Origin of the sequence: Pseudomonas sp. N-137 (assembly GCF_034555295.1) — a bacterium.
GTDB classification, from domain to species: Bacteria; Pseudomonadota; Gammaproteobacteria; order Pseudomonadales; family Pseudomonadaceae; genus Aquipseudomonas; species Aquipseudomonas rhizophila.
Map to the genome: position 1 here is coordinate 212,640 of NZ_JAXUDQ010000030.1, position 24,488 is coordinate 237,127.

Below are 24,488 nucleotides of genomic sequence, written 5' to 3' on the forward strand. Positions count from 1 at the left end.
GACCCCGAACAGATGATGGCCAGGCCACTGGATGTGCTCCGCGAGTCCCTGGAGCACGCGCAACGGATCAATGCGATGCAGCAGGTGCAGTGATGGCAGAGACACAAAAGGTAGAGAAAAAAGCAGTGCTGCTGACCGGCATCGATGAGCTGTCGCCCAAGCTTGCCAGTCTTCGAGCGAAGGTCGCCAGCTTCAAGCAGAACCTCGATGCCACGGGCCTTGGCAGCCTGGATATTTCCGCCCTGCTCCCCGAGGGCGGCCTGGCCAAACCGTTCATGGAGGGGCTCACGTCAGCAGAGGCTTTCAAAGGTGAAGTGGGCGCGGCGAACGCGGCGGCCAGCAGCTTGAAGGCACCTGAAGCGCCGCGTGTGGCGGCACAAAGCCTGGATGGATTGAAGACTTCCATCAGCAATGTGTCGGTGCAGTTCGGTTCGGCCCTGGGGCCGGCGGTCAACGCGGCGGCAGCCAGCTTGCAGCCGATGGTCACGGGTGTGGCCCAGGTGCTGCAGGATAACCCGCAATTTGTGCAGGGCCTGGCGACTGGCGTCGTCGCGTTCAATGCGATTCAAACGGCGGTCAGTGGTGCGAGCCAGGCGCTGGAAGTGGTCAACCTGGCCTTGAAGATGAACCCCATCGGCTTGATTGCCATGGGCATCGCCTTGGCGGCCGGAATGATCATCGCCCATTGGACACCAATCTCGGCGTTCTTCACCGGGCTTTGGCAGACGCTAGCGCCGATCGTCATGCCGATGGTCGAGTTCTTCAAGACGATGTTCGCCTTCACCCCGATGGGGCTGGTGATCAGCAACTGGGGCCCGATCAGCAGCTTCTTTGGCGCGCTCTGGAATGTCATCGTGGCGGCCGCAACGCCGGTCATCGGTTTCATGCAGACGCTGTTCGCCTGGTCACCGTTGGGTTTGATCATCAGCAACTGGGCGCCCCTGACCGGGTTGTTCGCAGCGATCTGGGATCTGCTCAAGGCGTTGACTGTGCCGGTAATGGACGCGCTGAAAGGTCTGTTCGACTGGACGCCACTGGGGCTGATCATGGCCAACTGGGGCACGATCGGGGAAGTCTTCGCCGGTATCTGGGAAGGCATTCGCAATCAGGTGTCGATCATGCTGGCGGTGTTCAGCGGTTTGTTCGACTGGTCGCCCATTGAGGGCCTGACCCGACAGTGGGGGCCGGTGGGTGAATGGTTCAGCCAGTGGTGGGACGAACTGCAGGGCGTGATTGCACCGATCAAGGCGTTCTTCAACGGCGGCTTCGGTGAAATCATCACCTCGTTCACCGGCAAGGTCGAAGGGTTGACCGAGGCGCAGCGCCAGACCAATGCCGAAGGCAAGGGCGAGCTGGCGCCGGCGTTTTTTGGTGGGGCCAGTGAGCCGCCTGCGGGCCTGTCATCCAGCCTTGCGCCGGCGTCCGGCAACCTGCCGATGAAAACCTCATTGACGCCAGGCGCATTGCCGCAAACCTCCAGCGCCCTGGTGCAACAAAGCGCCGCCAACAATCGCACGCAGCTCGAAGGCGGCCTGACCGTGCGCTTCGAAAATGCGCCGGCCGGTTTGCGCGCCGATCCACCACAGACCAATCAACCGGCCCTGGCGGTGAGTTCGCGCATCGGCTATCGCTCACTTTCCACAGGAGGTTCCAATGAGCTGGCGTGATCGTTTGTTGCCGGCGTCGTTTCGTGGTGTCGGGTTCTGGGTCGATCAGGCGAAAAACCCGGTCGGCCACAAGGGCCAGTTGCATGAATATCCCCAGCGTGACCAGCCGTTCTTCGAAGGTCTCGGTCAGCAAGCGAAGATTCATGAGCTGACCGCGTTCATCGTCGGCCCCGATTGCCTGGAGCAGCGCGACAAGTTGCTCAAGGCCCTGGAGCAGGGCAGCGGCGAACTGGTGCATCCGTGGTTGGGGCGCCTGCAGGTCAAGGTCGGTGAATGCGACATGACCCACACCCGCCAGGACGGTGGCCTGGTGACCTTCGCCCTGAAGTTCTATCCCGACCAGCCGCTGCAATTCCCGTCGGCCGCGATCAACAGCCAGAAACTGTTGCTGGTGTCGGCTGACAGTTTCCTGGGTGCGGCGGTGCGGCGCTTCGAAGACGCGATGACGCTGATCAAAGCCGCGCGGATCGGCATCGCTGACCTGCGCAACAGCCTCAAGGATGTCTACGGCGTCATCGAGCAGGAACTCAAACCGTTGATCGAGACTTATCGGCAACTCAGCGATCTGGTCAAGGCGGTGAAGGAGCTGCCCAAGGAAGTGGCGGCCGAGTTCAAAGGGTTGCTGGGGGACATCCGGGAATTGAAGGACTTTGCCCGTGACGGCTATCGCGGCGTGATTGCCAGCGTGTCGCAACAGGTCGAGGCGATTCGCAAGGCGGACGCCCCCAAACTCACCACTGGCAAGGACACCACGGCGGCGGCCCAGGCCGTAGCCGATCTGGTCCAGGACACGCTGCTGGTGCAGGCCGCGCAATGGATTGCGGCGATGCCGGTGGCCGCACCGGCGGTCAAGTTGGGCGCCACCCCATCGGTGGCGCAGCAGGCGGTGCAGCCGGTCCAGCGTCGTGACGTGCCGGTGGCCGACGATGTGCTGGCCCTGCGCGATGCCCTCAACGAGGCCATCTGGCAAGCCTCGCTCAAGGCCGATCCGGATCACTACCAGGCAATGAACAATTTGCGTCAGCAGATGGCCGCGCACCTGACGGCGGTAGCGTCGTCGGGCGTAAGGCTGATCAACCTGTCGTTCAAGCAAAGCCTGCCGGCGTTGGTGGTGGCGTATCAGCAATTTGCCGATGCTACCCGGGTCACCGAAGTGACCCAGCGCAATGGCGTGGCTCACCCTGGTTTCCTGCCGCCCAACGACCTGAAAGTCTCGGGGGAATAAACCATGAACGAGCTCGACAACGCTGTCTCGCTCACCGTCGGCGGGCTGGATTACGGCGGCTGGAAAAGCGTGGAAATCAGTGCGGACCTGGAGCGGCAGTTCCGCACCTTCAAACTCGACATCACCTGGCAATGGCCGGGGCAGACTCAGTCGGTGCCGATTCGACCTGGGGATGAATGTCAGGTGCGCATCGGTGCCGACCTGGTGCTCAGCGGCTACGTGTTCAAAGCCCCGGTCAGTTATGACGAGCGCCAGATCAGCCTGAGCATCGAGGGTGGTTCCAGGACCCAGGACTTGGTGGACTGCGCGGCGATCAATCGCCCGAGCCAATGGCGCGGGCAAACGGTGCTGAGCATCGTCCAGGCCCTGGCCTCGCAATATGGCGTGGGAGTGATCAGTGAGATCCCTGAAACCGCTCGGTTGAGCGAACACAGCATCGTGCCGGGGGAAACGGTCTTTCAATCCATCGACCGTCTGCTGACGTTGTTCCGGGTGTTTTCCACTGACGATGCCGAAGGCCGCGTGTTGCTGGCCAAACCCGGGAGTGGCGGGCGAGCCAGTGATGTGCTGGAACTGGGGAAAAACATTCTCTCGGGCAATGCACCGATGGACTACAGCCAGGTGTTCTCCGAATACCGGGTCATCGGCCAGCACAAAGGCAATGACCAGCAGAGCGGGGCGGCGGTGAGCGAAGTCTGCGGCACCGCGACCGACCTGGGCTTCAAGCGCAAGCGGGTCACGGTGATCAGCGAAAGCGCGCAATTGACCTTCGAGCTGGCCCAGCAACGGGCCGATTGGGAAAGCGCCATCCGCACTGGCAAGGCCCTGACCACGACCTACCGCGTGCAGGGCTGGCGTCAGGCCAATGGTGATTTGTGGCGACATAACACTCTGGTGCGAGTGATCGACCCGGTGCTGGGGTTTGACGGCGACATGCTGATCTCCAAAGTGACGTATTCACTGTCCGCCCAAGGCTCCGTCACCACCCTGCAAGTCGCCCCGCCCCATACGTTCGACGCGAACCCGGTGCCGCCCAAAACCTGAGCCCAACGCAAAACTCCTTGTGGGGGCGGGCTTGCTCGCGAAGGCGGTGGGTCAGCTTGCCTCAATGTTGAATGAGCCCAGGCCATCGCGAGCAGGCTCGCTCCCACAGGGGGATCTTTGCCGAATACAAAACTTGATCCACTGGATATCTCTTGTGGGAGCGAGCCTGCTCGCGATGGCGTCGGTACAGCCAACAGAAGTTATGGCCAATAAACACCGCTTTCAAACTTCCGATTCCGAAGGAAACCTCAATGAGCCTACTGACCCGCCTCCTGGCGCGCGGCACTGTCGTGCTCGCCAATTCGGCCACCAAGTTGCAATCGCTGCAAATGCGCCTCACCGCCGGTGAAGTGAACGACGACATGGAGCACTTCGAACCCTACGGCTTCACCAGCAACCCGTTGGCGGGTGCCGAGGGCATCGCCACGTTCCTGGGCGGTGACCGTTCCCATGCCGTGGTGCTGGTGGTCGCCGACCGTCGTTTCCGCCTCAAGGCCCTGGCCCCTGGCGAAGTGGCGATCTACACCGATGAAGGCGACAAGATCCACTTCAAGCGCGGTCGGGTCATCGACATCGACACCGCGACCTTGAACATCCGCGCCAGCAGCGCGGTGAATATCGACAGCCCGGTCATCAACCACACCGGCAAGTTCGTTTCCCAGGGCGACCAGATCGCCGGCGGCATCAGCCAGATCAAGCATGTGCACGTCGGCGTGCAGGCCGGTAACGGCCAGACCGGCGTGCCGGCGGGAGGCCAATGATGTTCATCAGCCAGAACCTGCACGCCGCGCTGACCCGCTCGGTGCTGATCAGCCTGTTCACCTGGCGCCGCGCCGCTGACGACGATGCCGTGGATGACGAGCAACGTTTCGGCTGGTGGGGCGACACTTTTCCCACCGTCGCCGACGACCGCATCGGTTCGCGGCTGTGGCTGTTGCGCCGGGTCAAGCTGACCCGGCAGACCCAGCTCGACGCCGAATTCTATGCCCGCGAAGCCTTGCAATGGCTGATCGACGACGGCCATTGCAGCGCCATCGACATCATCAGCGAACGCCTCGACGCCCAGCGCCTGAATCTGCGCACGGTTTTGACCCTGGCCGACGGCGAGCGCCTGGACATCAACCCCGATAACAGTTGGCAGGTGACCTATGCCGTTTGAAACCCCTTCGCTGCCGGTGCTGATCAAGCGCGCCCAAAGCGACCTGGCCAGCGATTCGCTGCGCCAGTCCGATGCCCAAGTGTTGGCCCGCACCCTGGGTGGCGCCGCCTATGGCCTGTATGGCTACCTGGATTGGATCGCTGAGCAGATCCTCCCGGACAAGGCCGACGAATCCACCCTGGAGCGCATCGCCGCCCTGCGCCTGAACCAGGCGCGCAAAGCGGCCCAGGTGGCCAGCGGCAGTGTCAGTTTCACCGCCACCGCGGGTGCGGTGCTGGATGTCGACACGCTGCTGCAATCCAGCGATGGGCGCACCTACAAAGTGACCAGCGCCCGCACCACCAGCAATGGCCTGAACAGCACCACTGTCGCCGCGTTGGACGCCGGTAGCCTGGGGAATGCCGATGCCGGCCTGGTGTTGACGCCGGTGCAGCCGATCCTTGGCATCGGCAACAGCTTCACCGTGCTCGCGCCCGGGCTGACCGGCGGTCTCGCCCGGGAAAGCCTCGAATCCCTGCGGGCCAGGGTGATCCGTTCCTACCGCATCATTCCCCACGGCGGTTCCGCGCAGGACTATGAAACCTGGGCCCTGGAATGCCCTGGCATCACCCGCGCCTGGTGTCGCGGCAGCTACCTTGGGCCCGGCACCGTTGGCGTGTTCGTCATGCGTGACGACGATCCACTGCCGATTCCCAACGCCGAACAACTGGAAGAAGTCCGGGCCTATATCGAGCCGCTGCGCCCGGTCACCGCCGAGGTGCATGTGCTGGCGCCAACCCAGGTGCCGGTGACCTACCGGCTGCGCATTACCCCGGACACCAGCGCCGTGCGCGCCGCCATCGAAGCGCAACTGCGCGACCTGCATAACCGCGAAGCTGGCCTCGGCGAAACGCTGTTGCTGACCCACATCGCCGAAGCCATCAGCAGCGCCACCGGCGAAACCGACCACAAACTCACCGCACCCATCGCTGACGTGGTCGCTGCCAGCAATCAGTTGCTGACCTTCGGAGGCTGCGTATGGCTGGAATAAGAACCGCCGAGCAGTACCAGGCCCAACTGCGCAGCCTGCTGCCCAGCGGTCCGGCATGGGACCCGGAGCGTGTGCCGGAACTGGAAGAGGTGCTCGAAGGCATCGCCCAGGAACTGGCGCGTCTCGACGCCCGCGCCGCCGACCTGCTCCACGAAATGGACCCGGCGGGGGTGAGTGAGCTGGTGCCGGATTGGGAGCGGGTGATGAACCTGCCTGATCCGTGTCTGGGCGCTACACCGCTGTATGACGATCGCCGGTTGGCGGTGCGTCGGCGGTTGTTGGCGGTGGGCAGTCAGACGGCGGCGTACTTCATCAATATCGCGCGCAGCCAAGGGTACCCCGACGCGACCGTAACTGAGCATCGGGCACCCCGGATGGGACTTTCGCGGTTTGGCGTAACGCATTTCGGAACCTGGCAAGTGCAGTTCATGTGGACGCTTAACACTGGCGGACGCCTCTCGCTCGGCCGCCGTTTTGGCGCCAGCTATTGGGGTGAACGCTTCGGCATGAACCCAGGCTCTGCCTTGGAATGCCTGATCCATCGTAGCGCACCGGCTCATGCGCAGGTGCACATCAATTATGACTAAGGAGTAGAAAATGGATTATCCAAAGAGCGTGCCCAGTGTTGGGTTGGTTAATGGCAAGTTTGTCGATGAAAATCCAGTTACTGGCGTACCAGGCTCATTGATTCCGGCGGCTTGGGGCAACTCTGTTACTCAAGAACTATTGGGGGTAATTACCGGGGCAGGGATGGTTCCTGATGAAGCTGATCTTGGACAATTGCTGTTGGCGGTACGCAAAATCAACCAGGCAGGATTGGTCGATTACGCATTGGATACTGGTACCGTCAATGCTTACAGTGCTACTTACAAACCTGCGCCGTCGGTTCTGGTTGATGGTTTGATATTGCGTTTCAAAGCAGCCCGTGCCAATACCGGTGCCAGCACTTTCGCCCCAAATGGGCTGCCGGCCAAGTCAATTGTGGGGCTTGACCATAACGCCATTCAAAGCGGGGAAATTACTGTCGGTGGCGATGTTTGGGTGCAGTGGAATAGCTCCATCGGAAGCGGCGCGTGGGTCATGATCGCCAGCACTGGGATGACCAAGGATACGGGCAGTGATGTAGGTGACATCAAAGTTGTAGCGACCGCGGAACCGCCCCAAGGCTGGCTCAAATGCAACGGTGCTTTGGTGTCACGTGCACAATATGCGGCGCTGTTTGCGGCGATAAGTACGCGGTTCGGTGCGGGTGATGGCAGCACGACCTTTGCCTTGCCGGATCTGCGTGGCGAGTTCATTCGAGGCTGGGATGACGGGCGGGGGGTTGATTCAGGAAGGGTTCTGGGTACAGGCCAAACCGGGCAGAACGCGTCACATATCCATACGGCAACGGCTGCTGACGCTGGGGCGCATACTCATGTATTAAGTGCCACTGCGGCGACCACTGGGGCACATACTCATACGCTGAGCGCTTCGGCTGCTTCTAATGGAGCGCACACACATACAATCAGTGGTACTGCAGCAAGTGCGGGAGAACATACTCATACCGCTCCGCGAGCCCAAAATAACGACGTGGGTGGTGGCAGCCCCAATTTTACAACCGCCAACTTGCAAAGTGGTGTAACCGCTCCAACTAACCCGGGTGGAGCACATACCCATACTATTAGCGGTACAGCAGCATCAGCTGGAGCCCATACTCATACTGTGTCGGGGGCGGCGGTGTCAGCGGGGGATCACACCCATACCATTTCCGGTACAGCAGCCTCTGCCGGAGATCACTCACATACTATCGCTGTGGCCGCTTCTGGTGGTAATGAGGCGCGTCCCAGGAACGTAGCGATGTTGTATGTAATTAAATACTAATAAACGAAATTCGCCCCTCTGATGGGGGGCGCATAACTGGAAATTCATTTAAGAGTGAGTGATGGAAAGTCTAAAAGTTTATTAGGGGAAGAGGCGTGTATAAAATTTAATAGCTGACTTGATATGACTGTTCCAGTTTCCTCTCCAGAGTGCATCGTCATGGAAAACCGCATTTTTATATGTCGCTAGATGCCAGGTGAGCAGGTTGTTGACCGAGCAACCTTGATCAACAGGTCTCTACGGTCCTGTCGATCTTTGAGGCTGATACCGAACACTGCATCAACCGACAGTTTGCTGATATCCCTGGGTTTCATCTAATCGTTCCGGACGCTATGAGCGGCTGATAATTACGATGTTTCACCAATGTCCGTAGCCCATTTAATGGATCCCAAGAATGTCCATCAATCGCTTTAAGGAGAGCGCCATGCCAATCACGCAAGCACAACTGCTGCAGATCCTCCCGAACGCCGGTGCCAATGCCAGCGTTTTTGCACCTGAGCTGAACGTAGCCATGGGGCGTTATCAGGTCATCGGATTGAAACGTGTTGCCGCGTTCATTGCCCAGGTGGGTCATGAATCCGGTCAGCTGCGCTACGTGCGCGAGTTGGGCAATGATGGCTATCTGTCGAAATATGACACCGGCCCATTGGCCCTACGCCTGGGTAACACACCGCAAGCCGATGGTGACGGCCAGAAGTACCGGGGCCGGGGTTTGATTCAGATTACCGGCCGGGCCAACTACCAAGCATGCGGCGAATCCCTGGGCCTGGACCTGGTCAGTGCACCAGAGTTGTTGGAGGAGCCACATTGGGCCGCTCATTCGGCGGCTTGGTTCTGGGCGGTCCATGGGCTCAATGCCCTGGCTGACGCAGGACTTTTCGACAAGATCACGCAAAGGATCAACGGCGGCCAGAACGGCGCGACGGAGCGTCGGGTTCTTTATGCACAGGCTTTGAAGGTGCTGGGATGAACCCCGTCGTCATGAGGTTCGTCCCGGTGCTTGTGCTGGCGTTTCTGCTGTCGGCGGCCGGTGTGACGTGGAAAGTTCAGGATTGGCGTTATGGCAAGGCTTTGACGGCGCAGGCCAAGCTCCAGGCCGAAACGCTGCGTCAGTTGACCTTGTCGGCCGCTACTGCGCAGCAGAACGAAAGAGACAAGCGCCTAGCCCTGGAACAACAACTCTCCGCCAGCGAACAATCCCATTACCGAGCCTTGAGCGATGCCCAACGTGATCAGGATCGCTTGCGCGATCGTCTTGCTACTGCCGATGTCCGGCTGTCAGTCCTCCTCGACGCCGACGATGTTGCCGCCGGTTGTGCAGTGCCTGCCACCGCCAGCGCCGGCGGCGTGGATCATGGCCCCCCACGCGCCCGACTTGACCCGGCGCATGCTCAACGAATTATCGCCATCACCGACGAAGGGGATCGCGGATTGATCGCTCTGCAGGCCTGTCAGGCGTACGTCAGGGCATTGGGGCGCTGATCCGGCGAGCCTTGCAAGCCTGGAATGCTCGTGTACGGTAGGGCCCTTGCATCGAATCAGGAGAGCATCATGGACGACATTACCGAATTGGCCGCTGAACTGGGCCGACGCCTGCAGCGGGTCAATGCCCATGTGAGCACGGCCGAATCCTGTACCGGAGGCGGGATTGCCGAGGCGATCACCCGCATTCCCGGGAGTTCGGCGTGGTTCGAGGCGGGTTATGTCACCTATTCCAACCGCCAGAAGACTCAGCAGCTGGGTGTGCCGGCCGAGCTGTTCGCAACGGTGGGGGCGGTCAGTCGCGAGGTGGTCGAGGCAATGGTGCGGGGCGCGCAGCAAAAAAGCCTGGCGCGTTTTGCCGTGGCGGTCAGCGGCGTGGCCGGCCCCGATGGTGGTACGCCGAACAAACCAGTGGGCACTGTATGGCTGGCCTGGGGCGTTGGCGAGACGGTCATCAGTGAGCAGCGATTCTTCCCGGGTAACCGCGACGAGGTCCGCCGACAAACGGTGAAGGCCGCGCTAGAGGGGCTGTTGCAACATGCCGCTGTAGAAATCTCAAATCAGGGGTAGGCGATCTGTAATCGCTGTGGAATAATACTGGCTACTTATACAGGTGTTGGCCGTCAGGCCTTATTGATTACGTGAGGACTTTAATGGACGACAACAAGAAGAAAGCCTTGGCTGCGGCCTTGGGTCAGATCGAACGTCAATTCGGCAAGGGTGCCGTAATGCGTATGGGCGATCAGGACCGTCAGGCTATTCCTTCCATCTCCACCGGCTCCCTGGGCCTGGACATTGCGCTTGGCATCGGCGGCCTGCCAAAAGGCCGTATCGTTGAAATCTATGGTCCTGAATCTTCCGGTAAAACCACGCTGACCCTGTCCGTGATCGCCCAGGCTCAAAAAGCCGGTGCGACCTGCGCCTTCGTCGATGCCGAACACGCCCTGGACCCGGAATATGCCGGCAAGCTGGGCGTCAACGTCGATGACCTGCTGGTTTCCCAGCCGGACACCGGTGAACAGGCCCTGGAAATCACCGACATGCTGGTGCGTTCCAACGCCGTTGACGTGATCATCGTCGACTCCGTGGCTGCACTGGTACCAAAAGCGGAAATCGAAGGTGAAATGGGCGACATGCATGTGGGCCTCCAGGCTCGTCTGATGTCCCAGGCCCTGCGCAAGATCACCGGTAACATCAAGAACGCCAACTGCCTGGTGATCTTCATCAACCAGATCCGCATGAAGATCGGCGTGATGTTCGGTAGCCCGGAAACCACCACCGGTGGTAACGCGCTGAAGTTCTACGCTTCGGTTCGTCTGGATATCCGCCGCACTGGCGCCGTGAAAGAAGGCGACGAGGTTGTCGGCAGCGAAACCCGCGTCAAGGTTGTGAAGAACAAGGTCGCTTCGCCGTTCCGTCAGGCGGAGTTCCAGATTCTTTACGGCAAGGGTATCTACCTTAATGGCGAGATGATCGACCTGGGTGTGTTGCACGGTTTCGTCGAAAAATCCGGCGCCTGGTATGCCTACAACGGCACCAAGATCGGTCAGGGCAAGGCCAACTCGGCCAAGTTCCTGGCGGATAACCCGGAAATTGCAGCAACCCTCGAGAAGCAACTGCGTGACAAGCTTCTGAGCCCAGTTGCGGACGTCAAGTCGGTGGCTAACCGCGAGACTGCAGACGACCTGGCTGACGCTGACATCTGATCGATTCGATGACCGTCGTACTCGATAACCTCGTCGCGGTGCGGCGAACCGCGATGGACCTGCTCGCCAGGCGCGAGCACGGTCGAGTCGAGCTGACGCGTAAGCTGCGTCAGCGCGGCGCTCCAGATGAGTTGATCGACACGGCCCTCGACCGTTTGACGGAAGAGGGCTTGTTGTCGGAGTCTCGTTACCTTGAGAGCTTTGTCTCTTATCGCGCTCGCTCTGGATACGGCCCCTTGCGAATTCGTGAGGAACTCGGTCAGCGTGGCTTGCAGCGCCCGGATATCGAACTGGCCTTGCGCGAAAGCGGTATCGATTGGCAGGCGCAACTGACGGACACCTGGCGCCGCAAGTTCTCAGGGCATCTGCCCATCGATGCTAGGGAGCGAGCCAAGCAAGGACGTTTCCTGGCATATCGAGGATATTCCATGGAAATGATCAACCGTTTATTCAGCGGTCGCGGCATGGACGACTAAACAACAACGGCCCGCTATTTTGATAGCGGGCCGTTTTTTTATGGACTCAGGTCACCTTGATCGGCTCCCAGGTGAGGGGTTGGACCTTGGTGGTGGGCTGGGCCCAGTTTTCCGACAGGTTGATGTAATCCACCAGTTCCCTCAAACGACCGTGATCGCGGGCATTGAAGGTAAAGGCCAGTCGGGTCAGATGGCTGAAACGGGCCTCGTCGTGTTCCTCGCCGGCGTAGGCGTGTTGATGAAAACAATCGTTGAGGCACAGGTCGGCAAACTCCGCCTGCAAATGCCCAAGGGCCTGCTCGTTCAGCTTGTGATTCATACGGATCACGAATTGATGTTTGAGCCAGCGGCTGGAGTGGAAGTTGCTGTAAAACTGATTGATCTCCTCTACTGCCTCTTGAGCGCTGTATACCAGGCGCATCAACTTCATATCGGTGGGCAGGATGTAGCGGTTTTCTTCCAGTTGCTCACGGATGAAGTGCAGGGCGCCTTGCCAGAACTTGCCCCCCGGCACGTCCAGCAGCACCACCGGCACCAGCGGGCTTTTACCGGTTTGCACCAACGTCAGGACTTCCAACGCTTCATCGAGGGTGCCGAAACCGCCCGGGCAGAGCACCAGCGCGTCGGCCTCTTTGACGAAGAACAGCTTACGGGTGAAGAAGAAGTGGAACGGCAGCAGATTCTGCGTGCCGTCAACGGTCGGATTCGCATGCTGTTCGAAAGGCAAGGTGATGTTGAAACCCAGGCTGTGGTCCCGGCCAGCGCCTTCATGGGCGGCCGCCATGATGCCACCGCCGGCGCCAGTGATGACCATCATGTCCGAGCGTGCCAACTCCGCTCCCAGTTCCCGGGCCAGGCCGTACAGCGGATGTTCGATGGGCGTTCGGGCCGAACCGAAGACCGTGACCTTGCGTCGGCCCTTGAATTGTTCGAGCGTGCGAAAAGCGTGCTCCAGTTCTCGCAAGGCCTGCAGCGTGATCTTGGCATTCCAGCGGTTGTGATCTTCCTGGGCCATGCGCAGGACGGTCAGGATCATGTCTCGGTAGATGGGGAGGTTCGGGCTGTTGGGGGAGACCAGGTTGAGTTGCTCTTCGACCTTACGGGTGAGGTCGTGTCCATGGTTCTCAAAATGACGACTCAGCAAGTCATTCGGTTTGTAAGGCATTCAGCTTCTCCTTCTTGGCAAAACCCCAGCCCGAACGAGAGATTCGTCAGGGCCACGACACTCCGTGTGTCGTTGTCAGCCCAGGACCGTGCCTGGACGTTCGACCTGGTTCGACGCGGCGTGCGACAGGCGACCAAGCCATCCTGCGGGTTCTGCGTTTCCCTTGTATGAAAGAACTGTCACGCGCAAAGGTGTCGGTAGGGCAGCCTCGTTCTGCCTGAAGCAAAGAGATACTTTTGAATCTAGTCCCTCGCGCGGATCTTCGCTGTCTTGATCATGGCGCTCAAAAAATATCGTTGGCAACCGCTCAAATGTCATGCCGCTCGTCAGATTGCCAACTAGGTGCGTGCCGCTCTGATTAACTGATTAGCAAGCATTCAATGCTATGGCGCGTCCAGGACTGGACGCTGCGCGATGGATTGAAGTGGATCGGGCATGGAGGCGGGACTGATGACCAGAGTAACTTTGGAGCTCGACAAGCAGTTGTACCTGACGCTGTTGGAAGCGGCTCATGCTAATCGGGTAAGCCTCGAGGAGGAGTGCTGTCGCCGGTTGGAAGGCCGAGCATGGCGCTCGCGCTACCTGCAGGCGCTGGTGGCGGAACTGCGCGCCGACGATGAGCAGCGGCGCGCCAGTTCGGGTTGATTATTTTTTGGTCTTGGCCGGTTTCGGGCAGTCGGATTCCTGGAAGCGCTCAGTCGCAATGGGGCGATTGGTCTTAACTTCGGTGAACTCGTAGCGCATGGTCGCGCCCTGGGCCATCAATTTGCGCAAGCCTGGGTTGGTACACACGGTGGCACCCAGCTGGAAATAGACGGCCTTGGGGTCGGCCCGCATTTTCTGGGCATGGCTGCTTTGCACGCTCAGATGATTGATCAGCTCAGTGCCTTCTACGGTGTAGCCCTGGTCGAGAATGTCCTCGTTGATTGCCCGGGGCGTGCCGGCGCTGCTTTGCGCGGCTACATTGCGCAGCATCTTGTTCAGTTCGAGTTCTTTCAGCGAAGCGGCCTGTGCGGTGACGGACGTCGCCAGTAGCACGGCAACGGTGGGGACGATAAGGCGCAGCATGAAACTCTCCTGGTTCAGTGACTGGTGGTTCGACCGGTCACATGGCTGTGCGTTCAGTGGTGGCGAATTATAGGGTAGGCCGGGTGGACGGTACAGGTTTGCGCGCTCTGGTAGACTGCCGGCCTTTATCCTGCCGAGTCTTGTTCGTGTCGATTTTCCCTGCCTGTCGGCGTCGCCTGCGATGAACCATGCCCCTAACGCCGTAGCCCGTCTGCGCGACCTGCGCATCGATGAAGGTATCAAGCCGATTCAGGCCCGTGGCTGGCGCGCGCCCCGTTGCAGCGCCTGCCGGGTGATCGAGAGCCATTGCCTGTGCGCCTGGCGTCCGAGCGTCGAGGCTCGTTCGGGTGTCTGCCTGATCATGACCAACAAGGAAGTGTTCAAGCCGAGCAACACGGGTTGGCTGATTGCTGACGTAGTGCGCGACAATCACGCGTTCATCTGGTCACGCACCGACGTCGACGAACAACTGCTGGCGCTGCTCAACGACCCGCAATGGCAGCCATATCTGGTGTTTCCCGGTGAGTATGTCGAACCATCGCGGGTCACACATACCGTCACCCTCGATCAGGGCAAGCGTCCGTTGTTCATTCTGCTGGATGCGACCTGGACCGAGGCGCGCAAGATTTTCCGTAAAAGCCCGTATTTCGACCGTTTGCCGATTCTGAGCCTGCTGCCCGACAGGCTGTCGCGCTACCGCTTGCGCCGCTCGACTCGCAGCGAGCATCTATGCACCGCCGAAGTGGCGGCGTTATGTCTGGAACTGGCTGGGGACAGTGACGCTGCCTCGGCCCTGGATGCCTATTTCGATGTGTTCAGCCAGCATTACCTGGGTGCCAAACGACAGCAGGAGATGGATGTGTCCACTGCAGCCCACGCTGAGTTGCAGCCCTTTATTCGTAAGGCGCAGCCAGTGTTGGCTTAATAGTGGCCCATACTGAACACGGTAGCGGCCGTGCTGCTTGACCACCCCGGTTTCGCTGGGCATGCTTGGCGCCGATTAGGGTACGGCCAAGGTTTGAAACGCCGTGTTTTTACGTGTTGGCGTTGAACGTACCCCTTTGATGCCGCGGCATGTCGGTATCTTGAGTTGCTTGGGCAAGGCGTGAGTGTATCAGGCCTGCCATTAAAAACAGGATCATTTGAAAAATGGCCACATACGAAATCCTGATAGCCGATGACCATCCGCTCTTTCGCAGCGCGTTACATCAGGCGGTGACCATGGGGCTGGGCCCCGATGTCCGACTCACGGAAGTGGCCAGTATTGCGGAACTGGAGGCCCGGCTGACTGAAAAGGCCGATTGGGATCTTGTGCTGCTGGATCTGAACATGCCGGGCGCCTATGGTTTTTCCGGGCTGGTCTTGCTGCGCGGCCAATACCCGCAAATTCCTGTGGTGATGGTATCGGCCCAGGAAGAAGCTTCGGTGATGGTCAAGGCCCGGGAGTTCGGCGCCAGTGGTTTCATTCCTAAATCCAGTTCCCTTGAGATGATCCAGGTAGCCGTCAAGGCGGTCCTGGATGGCGATGTGTCCTGGCCTCCCCAGGCATTCGAAGCTGTGAGCGTGTCCGACGAAGCCAAGGCCGCCAGCGAAGGGCTGGCCAGCCTCACTCCGCAGCAGTTCCGCGTGTTGACCATGGTGTGTGAAGGCCTGCTGAACAAGCAGATTGCCTATGAGTTGAACGTGTCCGAAGCCACCATCAAGGCCCATGTCACTGCAATCTTTCGTAAACTGAATGTGCGCACCCGGACCCAGGCGGCCTTGCTGCTGCAGCAACTTGAGTCTATTTCACCGCAATCGTAGCGTTTTGTTCACGCTTTTTTGACCGGGTTTGAATTAGCTTCTCCACCCCTTTTGATCAGTTGCCCACTTATGTCGCCTTTTAAAGGCCAAACCGGCCTGAAACGCATCCTCAACGCCTCCGGCTATTCTCTGGACGGCCTGCGCGCGGCCTTCGTCGGTGAAGCCGCGTTTCGTCAGTTGGTCTTGCTCGACGTCATCCTGATTCCGTTGTCGTTCTTCCTGAATGTCAGCCGTGTCGAGCAGGCGCTACTGATTGCGGTCTGCCTGCTGGCATTGATCGTGGAGTTGCTCAACTCGGCGGTGGAGGCGGCCATCGACCGCATTTCCCTGGAGCTGCACCCGTTGTCGAAAAATGCCAAGGACATGGGCAGTGCCGCTCAGTTCGTTGCTTTGAGCATGATTGCCTTGGTGTGGGGCCTGATTTTGCTCTAGTGCCCCGGCGCTCAGGCAATGGGGGGCAGGACGATTTCGTCGCTGCGCTGCACGCCAGCGGTGAATGCCCGGCACAGTTCGAGGAATTCGCGCATGGCCGACGTCTGGTATTTTTGTTTGTGCCAGATGAAATAAAACTGCCGGGCCAGGTCCATGTCCGGGGTTTCCACGGCTACGAGACTGCCGCGCCGGAAGGCGTCACGCAGGGCCAGGCGTGAAATGCAGCCAATCCCCAGGCCCGATTCCACGGCTCGCTTGATGGCTTCGGTGTGTTCCAGTTCCAGACGCACGTTCAGCGCACTGCGATGGTGACGCATGGCCTGGTCGAAGGTCAGGCGGGTGCCGGAACCTTGCTCCCGCAGAATCCACGCCTCATGGGTCAGTTCCTCCATGGTCGCCTGGCCGCGTTTGGCCAGCGGATGTTGAGGGGCGCAAAACACCACCAGTTCATCCTCGACCCAGCTCTGGACCTCGATGTCCGGATGGCTGCAGTCGCCTTCGATTAGACCCAGATCAATTTCATAGTGAGCAACCTGGTGCACGATATTGGCAGTGTTTTGCACATGCAGCTTCACCTGGCTTTCTGGATGACGCTGCATGAAACTGCCGATCAGCAAGGTCGCCAGGTAATTGCCGATGGTCAGGGTGGCGCCGACCGCCAGTGAGCCGAAACCGGACTTGCCGTTGAGCAGGTCTTCGATCTCCTTGGATTGGTCCAGCAGCGCCACCGCCTGGGGCAGCAGTTGTTTGCCCAAGGCATTGAGACTCAGGCGTTTGCCGGCGCGGTCGAACAATTGGCAGCTGGACTGGCGCTCCAGTTCGGTGATGGAGGTGCTGGCCGCCGACTGCGAAAGATTGAGCAGGCCCGCGGCACGGGACACGCTCTCTTGCTGGGCGACGGCGACGAAGACTTGAAGTTGACGTAGAGTAAATCGCATATCGATATAACCGATAACCCTTATCTTAATAATTCATTTAACAGATATTGTCGCCGCCATTAGAATGCGATGCAATTGCGCAAATTAACGACGCAGGCATCATTCCCAGGAGTCCCCGTACATGAGCAACATGAACCACGAGCGTGTCCTCAGTGTTCATCACTGGAACGACACTCTGTTCAGCTTCAAGTGCACCCGTGATCCGGGCCTGCGCTTCGAGAACGGTCAGTTCGTGATGATCGGCCTGCAGCAGCCCAACGGCCGCCCGCTTATGCGCGCTTACTCGATCGCCAGTCCGAACTGGGAAGAGCATCTCGAATTTTTCAGCATCAAGGTGCCTGACGGCCCGTTGACTTCCCAGTTGCAGCATCTGAAGGAAGGCGACGAGATCATCATCAGCAAGAAGCCCACCGGCACCCTGGTGCTGGACGATCTCAAGCCTGGCAAGCATTTGTACCTGCTCAGCACTGGCACCGGGTTGGCGCCATTCATGAGCGTGATCCAGGATCCGGAAACCTACGAGCGTTTCGAAAAAGTGATCCTGTGCCACGGCGTACGTTACGTCAATGAAGTGGCCTATCGCGAGTTCATTACCGAACATCTGCCGCAGAACGAATTCTTTGGCGAAGCGCTGCGTGACAAACTGATCTACTACCCGACCGTTACTCGCGAACCGTTCGAGAACGAAGGCCGCCTGACCGACCTGATGCGCAGCGGCAAGCTGTTTCGCGACATCGGCCTGCCGCCGATCAACCCGCAGGACGACCGCGCCATGCTGTGCGGCAGCCCGAGCATGCTCGACGAGACCAGCGAAGTGCTCAACAGCTTCGGCCTGACTGTTTCGCCACGCATGCGTGAGCCGGGTGATTACCTGATCGAGCGGGCGTTTGTAGAGAAGTAAGCCTCGGTTTATGCGGTGGTTGATCGATCGCCATCGCGAGCAGGCTCGCTCCCACAATGGAATATGTGGGAACACAAATCTTGTGGCCACTGAAGTTCAAAGGTGGGAGCGAGCCTGCTCGCGATAGCCGCAACCCGGTCTGCAGTTACCCATGAAAAAGCCCGCGCTACCTGAAGAAGGCAGCGCGGGCTTTTTCGTTTCTGGCTGTTACGATTTCGCCGGAATCACTTCCAGCACCTTGATCACCCCGGGCTGCGGATAATGCCAACGCACATCCAGATCCCAGAACTGTGCACCATATTCCCGTTCGGGCGTAGGAATCTGGTACGCCGGACGTGGGTCTTGGGCCAGGCACTGTTCGATCAGCTCCACCAGGGGTTCTTCCAGGCGCTTGGCGTGGTCGCGGGCCTGATGCAGGGCAGAGCTGGCCCATCGCACCGCAATCAGCTCAGGCGCTGCGCTGGCGATGTTGTTGTGCGCCGAGCCGATGATGTCTGCGTAGGGCACGTAGGGTTTGATATCCAGCACTGGGGTGCCGTCCAGCAAGTCGATGCCCGAGATCCACAGGCGCCCGGCTTCGACCCGCTCCAGTTTCACCACCGACTGGCCGATGCCGTTGGGGCGATGGGTGGCGCGAGTGGCGAACACCCCCATGGACTTATTGCCGCCCAGACGCGGCGGGCGCACTTTCAGCCGTGGCTTGTCTTCCAGAGCCTGGTGGAACAGGAACAGCAGCCAGACATGGCTGACCTGCTCCAGGCCCTGCACCGCATCGCCCTGATCGAATGGCGCCACCAACTCCAGCACACCGCGCGCGGCCGGGGCCAGTTGCGGTTGACGGGGAATGGCGAACTTCTCCTTGAAGCAGGAGCGGACGTAGCCGATGGGGGAGACGTTGTAGGTCATGGTTCGGCGGGAAATCAGCCGCGAACGCGCAGCGTCAGACCCTTGAGGAAGTTGCGCAGTAACTGGTCACCGCACGGGCGGTAGTTGGTGTGGCCGAACTTGCGAAACAATGCGCTCAGTTCCGGCTTGGACACCGGGAACTCCGCGGCCTTGAGGATGGCGTGCATGTCGTCTTCCTTCAGTTCGAAGGCCACCCGCAGCTTCTTGAGGATGATGTTGTTGGTGACCGGCACTTCGATTGGCTGCGGTGGACGGCTTTCGTCCTTGCCGCGCTTGAAGATCACCAGGCCGTCGAGAAAATGCGCCATGACTTCGTCAGGGCAGAACACGAAGCCTTCTTCCTCGTCTTTCTTGAGGTAACCCACCAGATCCGCCATGGGCACTTCCAGGCCACCCAGCTTGATGATCTCGATGACTTTTTTGTCGCTGATGTCGAGCATGTAGCGCACGCTGCGAAGTACGTCGTTGTGAACCATGTGTGCAATCCTGATCAATCGGCAGTGGGCACCGCAGCTCGGTGCGGCGCCGGAAAAAGAAACTAGAACTTCTCTTTGGTGGACAGGTAACGCCACTGGCCCAAGGGCACCTTACCGATGGACACGCCGCCAATGCGGATGCGTCGAATGGCCACCACCTTGAGGCCGACCGCCTGGCAAAACAGCGCGATCACCCCCGGTTGCGGGTTCTTCATGGCAAAGCGCAAGCGGTTCTCGTTCTGCCAACTGGCCTTGACCGCCGGCAACTCCTTGCCTTTGTAGGTCAGGCCATGGTTCAGGCGATTGAGGCCGTGGGCGACCATTTCGCCTTCGACTTCCACCACGTATTCCTGCTCGATCTTGGCGGCGTCGGCGGTGAGCTTGCGCAGAATCTTCCAGTCCTGGGTGAACACCAGCAACCCACTGGCGTTGGCCTGCAGGTCGGCACTGGCGGTCAGGCGCAGAAAGTGGCCCTTGAGGGGGCGCTTGCCGAAGCGGTGTTCTTCGCTCAGGGTCTGTGGTCCAAGGGACGCCATCGCCGTGTCTGCATCCATGCCCGCCGGGGCGTTCAACAGGAGGGTGACCGGCTCTGGCGCGGTGGCCTTGGCCTCGGGGTCGAGTTCGACTTTCTGGGTAGTGACCTTGAACTGCGGTTCGTCGATCACTTCGCCGTCCACGGTGACCCAGCCGCCCTCGATGAACAGCTCAGCCTCCCGACGGGAACAGCCGACGAGTTCGATGAGGCGTTTGGAGAGACGAATCGGGTCAGTCATGACAGGGCCGTAACAAAAAGAGGGTGGGCATTGTACCTGCCTGGCGCCGGTTAATCGCGGGTCCATTTGCCTTTTAGCCGCGTTGGGCCTTCAGGTCGGGCTGTTTGTAGCGCATGTGCAGCAACGGGTACGGCTGGTTCATGCCGTCCTTTGCCGAACGGCCGACCACTTCGAAGCCTTGCTTTAGGTAAAAACCCAAGGCTTGCGGGTTCTGTTCGTTGACATCCAGTTGATCGGCGTTCATGTGCTCCATGGCATAACGCAACAGCTGTTTGCCCAGGCCCTGGCCACGGTGTTGCGGGTCGATGAAAAGCATCTCGATCTTGCCGGCTGCGACGCCGGCGAAACCGGTAATGCGCTGGCGAGTGTCCCGGGTGCAGATGAGCATGACCGCGTCCAGGTAACGGGTGAGCACCAGGTTCTTCAACAGTTCGATGTAGCTGTCCGGCAGAAAATCGTGGGTGGCGCGTACCGAGGCCTCCCAGACCCGGGTCAGTTCCTGATAGTCGCTGGATTTCGGTGTGTGGATGACCGAATGCTGACGCATGCCCGCCTGCTCCTTGTGCTGGATATCTCCATACGATAGCTGCAAAAAAGCCTCGCATCTTGTGAGGATAGCGAGGCTCTTCAATTTTTCGGCCTGTGAAAGAACCTGTGGGAGCTCGGCTCCCACAGGTATCACACTGAGTCTGTGAAGCAGCAGCTCAACCGATCTGTTCAGCCCACAGATCGTATTCGTCAGCGTCGGTCACCTTGCACCAGACCTTGTCGCCCGGCTTGAGATTGCTGCCGTTGTCGATGAATACGTTGCCATCGATTTCCGGGGCGTCGAAGAAGCAGCGGCCCACGGCGCCTTGTTCATCCACTTCATCCACCAGTACTTCGATTTCACGGCCGATGCGCATTTGCAGGCGCGCCGAGCTGATGGCCTGCTGGTGCGCCATGAAACGCTCCCAACGATCCTGCTTGACCTCGTCCGGCACCACATCCAGGTCCAGGTCGTTGGCCGGTGCGCCTTCGACGGGCGAATACTGGAAGCAACCGACGCGGTCGAGCTGGGCTTCGGTCAGCCAATCCAGCAGGTACTGGAAGTCTTCCTCGGTTTCGCCAGGGAAGCCGACGATGAAGGTCGAGCGGATGATCAGGTCCGGGCAGATCTGGCGCCAGTTCTTGATGCGGGCCAGGGTCTTGTCTTCGAAAGCCGGGCGCTTCATGGCCTTGAGGACTTTCGGGCTGGCGTGCTGGAACGGGATGTCCAGGTACGGCAGGATCTTGCCGGCGGCCATCAGCGGGATCAGTTCGTCGACATGCGGATACGGGTAGACGTAATGCAGGCGGACCCACACGCCGAGGGTGCTGAGGGCTTCGCACAGTTCGGTCATGCGGGTTTTCACCGGCGCGCCGTTCCAGAAACCAGTGCGGTATTTCACGTCGACGCCATAAGCGCTGGTGTCCTGGGAGATCACCAGCAGCTCCTTGACGCCGGCCTTGACCAGGCGCTGGGCCTCGTCGAGCACATCACCCACCGGGCGGCTCACCAGTTTGCCGCGCATCGAGGGGATGATGCAGAAGCTGCAACTGTGGTTGCAGCCTTCGGAAATCTTCAGGTAAGCGTAGTGGCGCGGGGTCAGCTTGATGCCTTGCGGCGGCACCAGGTCGATCAGCGGGTTGTGGTCCTGGCGGGGCGGCACTACGTCGTGCACGGCATTGACGACCTGCTCGTACTGCTGCGGACCGGTCACGGCCAGCACGCTGGGGTGCACGTCGCGGATATTGCCTTCTTCCACACCCATGCAGCCGGTCACGATGACCTTGCCGTTTTCCTTGATGGCTTCGCCGATCACTTCCAGGGACTCGGCCTTGGCCGAATCGATGAAGCCGCAGGTGTTGACCACTACCACGTCGGCGTCCTGGTACGTGGATACGACGTCATAACCTTCCATGCGCAGCTGGGTCAGGATGCGCTCGGAGTCGACCAGAGCCTTCGGGCAACCCAGGGATACGAAGCCAACCTTGGGGTTGGTCGGCGCGGTAGTGGTGGACATGTCTAACCTCGGTGTAGGGGAGATCGTCTCTTGTGGAGACAGGACGCTTGACGCGCCTCTGATCAAAAAGTGCGCAATTCTAGCGGTGCTGGAAGCGCTTGACCAGCTTTATACGGGGAAAAACGACGAGTGCTGCGCTATGCTTCGCGCCGTCCAGCGCAACTGAATCTCTACAGTCAATCATTTGTCTGTAACAGGAAGTAAGGTGGCCTGGACGCAAGGTCAATCAGGGTGCTTCTTTCCAGCAGCGCGGATCAGGTAGTGGGAGTGTTGGATGGAGCAGGCAGAGAGTCAGGTGTCGGGTACCGGGCATGCAGCGGCCAGGCCCGTGGGAATGTTGGTGGCCGCCGCGGGGGTGGTCTATGGCGACATCGGCACCAGTCCCTTGTACACCATCAAGGAAGTGTTTTCCGGTCAATATGGTGTGCAGGTCAACCATGACGGAGTGTTCGGGATTCTGGCGCTGATCTTCTGGTCGCTGGTCTGGGTCGTCTCGATCAAATACGTGCTGTTTATCCTGCGCGCCGACAACCAGGGCGAAGGCGGCATCATGTCGTTGACCGCGCTGGCCCGGCGGGCGTCCACCCCTTATCCCCGGTTGCGTTCGGTGCTGGTGATTCTCGGGCTGATCGGCGCCTCGTTGTTTTACGGTGACAGCATGATCACCCCGGCCATTTCCGTATTGTCGGCCGTGGAGGGTCTGGAAGTGGCCTTTGATGGGCTGGATCACTGGGTTGTGCCGATGGCGCTGGTGATTCTGGTGGCGCTTTTCCTGATTCAGAAACACGGGACCGATCGGATCGGTAAATTGTTCGGGCCGGTCATGGTGCTGTGGTTCGTGGTCCTTGGCGGCCTGGGCATTCATGGCATTGTCCAGCATCCGCAGGTGCTCGAGGCGTTGAACCCGGCCTGGGGCGTGCGCTTTTTCATGGTGCATCCGGGGGGGGGCGTTGCGATCCTGGGGGCCGTGGTACTGGCCTTGACCGGCGCCGAAGCCTTGTATGCGGACATGGGGCATTTTGGCCGCAAACCGATTGCCCGGGCCTGGTTCGTCCTGGTGTTGCCAGGACTGGTGCTCAACTATTTCGGTCAGGGCGCCTTGCTGTTGGAGAACCCGGAGGCCGCTCGTAACCCGTTTTATCTGTTGGCCCCAGGCTGGGCGCTGGTGCCGCTGGTGGTGCTCTCGACCTTCGCCACGGTGATCGCATCCCAAGCGGTGATTTCCGGCGCGTTTTCCCTCACACGCCAAGCCATCCAGCTCGGCTATATCCCGCGCATGTACATCCAGCACACCTCCAGCGCCGAACAAGGGCAGATCTACATCGGCGCGGTGAACTGGGCGTTGATGGTTGGCGTGATCCTGCTGGTGCTTGGCTTCGAGTCGTCCGGCGCGTTGGCCTCTGCCTATGGCGTGGCAGTGACCGGCACCATGCTGATCACCAGCATCCTGGTGTCGGCGGTGGCGTTGCTGCTGTGGAAATGGCCACCTCTGCTGACGGTGCCGTTGCTGGTCGGTTTTCTATTGGTGGACGGTCTGTTCTTTGCCGCCAATGTCCCGAAAATCCTGCAGGGCGGCGCATTTCCGGTCTTGGCGGGGATCGTGTTGTTCATTCTGATGACCACGTGGAAGCGCGGGAAGGAACTGTTGGTAGATCGGTTGGATGAAGGCGCTCTGCCGTTGCCGGTATTTATCAGCAGCATCCGTGTCGAACCTCCCCATCGGGTCAAGGGCACGGCGGTTTTCCTCACTGCCCGCCCGGATGCCGTGCCTCACGCGCTGCTCCATAACCTGTTGCACAACCAGGTGCTGCACGAGCAAGTGGTGCTGCTGACGGTGGTGTACGAAGACATCCCCCGGGTGCCGCCGCAACGGCGCTTCGAGGTGGATTCCTACGGCGAAGGTTTCTTCCGGGTGATCCTGCACTTTGGTTTCACTGACGAACCGGACGTGCCACAGGCGCTCAGGCTGTGTCATCTGGATGAGCTGGACTTCAGCCCGATGCGCACCACCTATTTCCTCAGCCGCGAGACGGTCATCGCTTCCAAGCTTGAAAGCATGGCCCGTTGGCGCGAAGTGCTATTCGCCTTCATGCTGAAAAACGCCAACGGCAATTTGCGCTTTTTCAATTTGCCGCTGAACCGGGTGATTGAACTGGGGACCCAGGTGGAAATGTAGCCCAAACAAAAAAGCCCCCGTTGCCTTGTGGCAGCGGGGGCTTTTTGGTGGGCGTGGGGTTGAGTGGACAACAATTTGTGGCGAGGGGATTTATCCCCGTTGGGTTGCGAAGCAACCCTCTGGATTTTCCTGGGTTCATGACCTGTGCGAGTG

The 24,488-nt window shown here is 59.9% G+C and carries 27 protein-coding genes; 19 read left to right on the plus strand and 8 right to left on the minus strand.

Going from position 1 to position 24,488, the window contains the following annotated elements:
* Positions 1-92 precede the first annotated feature (92 nt).
* From T3A99_RS22020 to recX, 13 genes are all read left to right on the plus strand, one after another.
* Entirely contained in the window at positions 93-1,667 is a 1,575-nt protein-coding gene (locus T3A99_RS22020; protein ID WP_322834800.1) for a phage tail protein, read from the plus strand.
* Positions 1,654-2,892, plus strand: a complete 1,239-nt coding sequence (locus tag T3A99_RS22025; RefSeq protein WP_322834801.1) for a DNA circularization protein — start codon at positions 1,654-1,656, stop codon at positions 2,890-2,892. Before T3A99_RS22020 ends, T3A99_RS22025 begins: the two co-directional genes overlap by 14 nt.
* Positions 2,893-2,895: 3 nt before the next feature.
* Positions 2,896-3,936: a phage baseplate assembly protein gene (locus tag T3A99_RS22030; RefSeq protein WP_322834802.1), complete on the plus strand. Its 1,041-nt coding sequence runs from the start codon at positions 2,896-2,898 to the stop codon at positions 3,934-3,936.
* Between the two features lie 251 nt (positions 3,937-4,187).
* Positions 4,188-4,697, plus strand: a complete 510-nt coding sequence (locus T3A99_RS22035) for a phage baseplate assembly protein V (protein WP_047230010.1) — start codon at positions 4,188-4,190, stop codon at positions 4,695-4,697.
* Positions 4,697-5,095 carry a phage GP46 family protein gene (locus T3A99_RS22040; protein ID WP_047230011.1) on the plus strand — a complete coding sequence of 133 codons (399 nt, stop codon included), beginning with the start codon at positions 4,697-4,699 and terminating at the stop codon, positions 5,093-5,095. Before T3A99_RS22035 ends, T3A99_RS22040 begins: the two co-directional genes overlap by 1 nt.
* On the plus strand, positions 5,085-6,125 hold the full coding sequence (locus tag T3A99_RS22045; RefSeq protein WP_047230012.1) for a baseplate J/gp47 family protein: 1,041 nt from the start codon (positions 5,085-5,087) through the stop codon (positions 6,123-6,125). Before T3A99_RS22040 ends, T3A99_RS22045 begins: the two co-directional genes overlap by 11 nt.
* A complete protein-coding gene (locus tag T3A99_RS22050; protein WP_322834803.1) occupies positions 6,113-6,712 on the plus strand; it encodes a YmfQ family protein in 600 nt (199 codons plus the stop codon). The genes T3A99_RS22045 and T3A99_RS22050 overlap by 13 nt, the downstream gene beginning before the upstream one ends.
* A gap of 10 nt (positions 6,713-6,722) precedes the next feature.
* Positions 6,723-7,988 carry a phage tail protein gene (locus T3A99_RS22055; protein ID WP_322834804.1) on the plus strand — a complete coding sequence of 422 codons (1,266 nt, stop codon included), beginning with the start codon at positions 6,723-6,725 and terminating at the stop codon, positions 7,986-7,988.
* Between the two features lie 424 nt (positions 7,989-8,412).
* Positions 8,413-8,958 (plus strand): glycoside hydrolase family 19 protein, encoded by a 546-nt coding sequence (locus tag T3A99_RS22060; protein WP_322834805.1) that lies wholly within the window; start codon positions 8,413-8,415, stop codon positions 8,956-8,958.
* Entirely contained in the window at positions 8,955-9,470 is a 516-nt protein-coding gene (locus tag T3A99_RS22065) for a lysis system i-spanin subunit Rz (protein WP_322834806.1), read from the plus strand. Before T3A99_RS22060 ends, T3A99_RS22065 begins: the two co-directional genes overlap by 4 nt.
* Positions 9,471-9,539: 69 nt before the next feature.
* On the plus strand, positions 9,540-10,040 hold the full coding sequence (locus T3A99_RS22070; protein ID WP_047230022.1) for a CinA family protein: 501 nt from the start codon (positions 9,540-9,542) through the stop codon (positions 10,038-10,040).
* A gap of 83 nt (positions 10,041-10,123) precedes the next feature.
* On the plus strand, positions 10,124-11,176 hold the full coding sequence (gene recA / locus T3A99_RS22075; RefSeq protein ID WP_047230023.1) for a recombinase RecA: 1,053 nt from the start codon (positions 10,124-10,126) through the stop codon (positions 11,174-11,176).
* Between the two features lie 8 nt (positions 11,177-11,184).
* On the plus strand, positions 11,185-11,652 hold the full coding sequence (gene recX / locus T3A99_RS22080; RefSeq protein ID WP_047230024.1) for a recombination regulator RecX: 468 nt from the start codon (positions 11,185-11,187) through the stop codon (positions 11,650-11,652).
* Positions 11,653-11,698: 46 nt separating this feature from the next.
* Here recX and T3A99_RS22085 read toward each other — a convergent pair whose 3' ends face one another.
* A complete protein-coding gene (locus T3A99_RS22085; RefSeq protein ID WP_274090923.1) occupies positions 11,699-12,817 on the minus strand; it encodes a TIGR00730 family Rossman fold protein in 1,119 nt (372 codons plus the stop codon).
* 450 nt (positions 12,818-13,267) lie between these two features.
* On the opposite strand from T3A99_RS22085, the gene T3A99_RS22090 reads away from it, so the two are divergent.
* Positions 13,268-13,462: a hypothetical protein gene (locus T3A99_RS22090; RefSeq protein WP_076386115.1), complete on the plus strand. Its 195-nt coding sequence runs from the start codon at positions 13,268-13,270 to the stop codon at positions 13,460-13,462.
* On the opposite strand, the gene T3A99_RS22095 is transcribed toward T3A99_RS22090, so the two are convergent.
* Entirely contained in the window at positions 13,463-13,885 is a 423-nt protein-coding gene (locus T3A99_RS22095) for a PA3611 family quorum-sensing-regulated virulence factor (protein ID WP_047230027.1), read from the minus strand.
* 181 nt (positions 13,886-14,066) lie between these two features.
* Between T3A99_RS22095 and T3A99_RS22100 the strand changes: the two genes are divergently transcribed.
* The 3 genes from T3A99_RS22100 (at position 14,067) to T3A99_RS22110 (ending at position 16,120) form a co-directional block, all read left to right on the plus strand.
* Complete coding sequence (locus tag T3A99_RS22100; protein ID WP_322834807.1) at positions 14,067-14,810, plus strand: tRNA-uridine aminocarboxypropyltransferase; 744 nt, start codon at positions 14,067-14,069, stop codon at positions 14,808-14,810.
* A 224-nt stretch (positions 14,811-15,034) separates the two neighbouring features.
* A complete protein-coding gene (gene erdR / locus T3A99_RS22105; protein ID WP_047230029.1) occupies positions 15,035-15,688 on the plus strand; it encodes a response regulator transcription factor ErdR in 654 nt (217 codons plus the stop codon).
* Between the two features lie 69 nt (positions 15,689-15,757).
* Positions 15,758-16,120, plus strand: coding sequence for a diacylglycerol kinase (locus T3A99_RS22110; RefSeq protein ID WP_047230030.1), 363 nt, complete (start codon positions 15,758-15,760; stop codon positions 16,118-16,120).
* A gap of 11 nt (positions 16,121-16,131) precedes the next feature.
* Here T3A99_RS22110 and T3A99_RS22115 read toward each other — a convergent pair whose 3' ends face one another.
* On the minus strand, positions 16,132-17,058 hold the full coding sequence (locus tag T3A99_RS22115) for a LysR family transcriptional regulator (protein WP_047230031.1): 927 nt from the start codon (positions 17,056-17,058) through the stop codon (positions 16,132-16,134).
* Between the two features lie 121 nt (positions 17,059-17,179).
* Between T3A99_RS22115 and fpr the strand changes: the two genes are divergently transcribed.
* Complete coding sequence (fpr, locus tag T3A99_RS22120; protein WP_003184787.1) at positions 17,180-17,959, plus strand: ferredoxin-NADP reductase; 780 nt, start codon at positions 17,180-17,182, stop codon at positions 17,957-17,959.
* 207 nt (positions 17,960-18,166) lie between these two features.
* Here the strand turns inward: fpr and tsaA are convergent, their stop codons facing one another.
* The 5 genes from tsaA to rimO all read right to left on the minus strand — a co-directional run bounded on the left by tsaA (position 18,167) and on the right by rimO (position 22,159).
* Positions 18,167-18,865, minus strand: coding sequence for a tRNA (N6-threonylcarbamoyladenosine(37)-N6)-methyltransferase TrmO (gene tsaA / locus T3A99_RS22125; protein WP_047230032.1), 699 nt, complete (start codon positions 18,863-18,865; stop codon positions 18,167-18,169).
* A gap of 14 nt (positions 18,866-18,879) precedes the next feature.
* Positions 18,880-19,341 carry a DUF1456 family protein gene (locus T3A99_RS22130; RefSeq protein ID WP_047230033.1) on the minus strand — a complete coding sequence of 154 codons (462 nt, stop codon included), beginning with the start codon at positions 19,339-19,341 and terminating at the stop codon, positions 18,880-18,882.
* Positions 19,342-19,403: 62 nt separating this feature from the next.
* Positions 19,404-20,114 (minus strand): rRNA pseudouridine synthase, encoded by a 711-nt coding sequence (locus T3A99_RS22135; protein ID WP_047230034.1) that lies wholly within the window; start codon positions 20,112-20,114, stop codon positions 19,404-19,406.
* Between the two features lie 73 nt (positions 20,115-20,187).
* On the minus strand, positions 20,188-20,661 hold the full coding sequence (locus tag T3A99_RS22140) for a GNAT family N-acetyltransferase (RefSeq protein ID WP_322834808.1): 474 nt from the start codon (positions 20,659-20,661) through the stop codon (positions 20,188-20,190).
* Between the two features lie 157 nt (positions 20,662-20,818).
* Entirely contained in the window at positions 20,819-22,159 is a 1,341-nt protein-coding gene (gene rimO / locus T3A99_RS22145; RefSeq protein WP_322834809.1) for a 30S ribosomal protein S12 methylthiotransferase RimO, read from the minus strand.
* A 334-nt stretch (positions 22,160-22,493) separates the two neighbouring features.
* Here rimO and T3A99_RS22150 point away from each other — a divergent pair, with 334 nt between their 5' ends.
* Positions 22,494-24,335, plus strand: a complete 1,842-nt coding sequence (locus T3A99_RS22150; RefSeq protein ID WP_416221562.1) for a potassium transporter Kup — start codon at positions 22,494-22,496, stop codon at positions 24,333-24,335.
* Positions 24,336-24,488: the final 153 nt, after the last annotated feature.

Bases quoted from the DNA above. Each gene is read 5' to 3' on its own strand.
- T3A99_RS22020 (WP_322834800.1), top strand. From the start codon at position 93: ATGGCAGAGACACAAAAGGTAGAGAAAAAAGCAGTGCTGCTGACCGGC.
- T3A99_RS22025 (WP_322834801.1), top strand. From the start codon at position 1,654: ATGAGCTGGCGTGATCGTTTGTTGCCGGCGTCGTTTCGTGGTGTCGGG.
- T3A99_RS22030 (WP_322834802.1), top strand. From the start codon at position 2,896: ATGAACGAGCTCGACAACGCTGTCTCGCTCACCGTCGGCGGGCTGGAT.
- T3A99_RS22035 (WP_047230010.1), top strand. From the start codon at position 4,188: ATGAGCCTACTGACCCGCCTCCTGGCGCGCGGCACTGTCGTGCTCGCC.
- T3A99_RS22040 (WP_047230011.1), top strand. From the start codon at position 4,697: ATGTTCATCAGCCAGAACCTGCACGCCGCGCTGACCCGCTCGGTGCTG.
- T3A99_RS22045 (WP_047230012.1), top strand. From the start codon at position 5,085: ATGCCGTTTGAAACCCCTTCGCTGCCGGTGCTGATCAAGCGCGCCCAA.
- T3A99_RS22050 (WP_322834803.1), top strand. From the start codon at position 6,113: ATGGCTGGAATAAGAACCGCCGAGCAGTACCAGGCCCAACTGCGCAGC.
- T3A99_RS22055 (WP_322834804.1), top strand. From the start codon at position 6,723: ATGGATTATCCAAAGAGCGTGCCCAGTGTTGGGTTGGTTAATGGCAAG.
- T3A99_RS22060 (WP_322834805.1), top strand. From the start codon at position 8,413: ATGCCAATCACGCAAGCACAACTGCTGCAGATCCTCCCGAACGCCGGT.
- T3A99_RS22065 (WP_322834806.1), top strand. From the start codon at position 8,955: ATGAACCCCGTCGTCATGAGGTTCGTCCCGGTGCTTGTGCTGGCGTTT.
- T3A99_RS22070 (WP_047230022.1), top strand. From the start codon at position 9,540: ATGGACGACATTACCGAATTGGCCGCTGAACTGGGCCGACGCCTGCAG.
- recA (WP_047230023.1), top strand. From the start codon at position 10,124: ATGGACGACAACAAGAAGAAAGCCTTGGCTGCGGCCTTGGGTCAGATC.
- recX (WP_047230024.1), top strand. From the start codon at position 11,185: ATGACCGTCGTACTCGATAACCTCGTCGCGGTGCGGCGAACCGCGATG.
- T3A99_RS22085 (WP_274090923.1), bottom strand. From the start codon at position 12,817: ATGCCTTACAAACCGAATGACTTGCTGAGTCGTCATTTTGAGAACCAT.
- T3A99_RS22090 (WP_076386115.1), top strand. From the start codon at position 13,268: ATGACCAGAGTAACTTTGGAGCTCGACAAGCAGTTGTACCTGACGCTG.
- T3A99_RS22095 (WP_047230027.1), bottom strand. From the start codon at position 13,885: ATGCTGCGCCTTATCGTCCCCACCGTTGCCGTGCTACTGGCGACGTCC.
- T3A99_RS22100 (WP_322834807.1), top strand. From the start codon at position 14,067: ATGAACCATGCCCCTAACGCCGTAGCCCGTCTGCGCGACCTGCGCATC.
- erdR (WP_047230029.1), top strand. From the start codon at position 15,035: ATGGCCACATACGAAATCCTGATAGCCGATGACCATCCGCTCTTTCGC.
- T3A99_RS22110 (WP_047230030.1), top strand. From the start codon at position 15,758: ATGTCGCCTTTTAAAGGCCAAACCGGCCTGAAACGCATCCTCAACGCC.
- T3A99_RS22115 (WP_047230031.1), bottom strand. From the start codon at position 17,058: ATGCGATTTACTCTACGTCAACTTCAAGTCTTCGTCGCCGTCGCCCAG.
- fpr (WP_003184787.1), top strand. From the start codon at position 17,180: ATGAGCAACATGAACCACGAGCGTGTCCTCAGTGTTCATCACTGGAAC.
- tsaA (WP_047230032.1), bottom strand. From the start codon at position 18,865: ATGACCTACAACGTCTCCCCCATCGGCTACGTCCGCTCCTGCTTCAAG.
- T3A99_RS22130 (WP_047230033.1), bottom strand. From the start codon at position 19,341: ATGGTTCACAACGACGTACTTCGCAGCGTGCGCTACATGCTCGACATC.
- T3A99_RS22135 (WP_047230034.1), bottom strand. From the start codon at position 20,114: ATGACTGACCCGATTCGTCTCTCCAAACGCCTCATCGAACTCGTCGGC.
- T3A99_RS22140 (WP_322834808.1), bottom strand. From the start codon at position 20,661: ATGCGTCAGCATTCGGTCATCCACACACCGAAATCCAGCGACTATCAG.
- rimO (WP_322834809.1), bottom strand. From the start codon at position 22,159: ATGTCCACCACTACCGCGCCGACCAACCCCAAGGTTGGCTTCGTATCC.
- T3A99_RS22150 (WP_416221562.1), top strand. From the start codon at position 22,494: ATGTTGGTGGCCGCCGCGGGGGTGGTCTATGGCGACATCGGCACCAGT.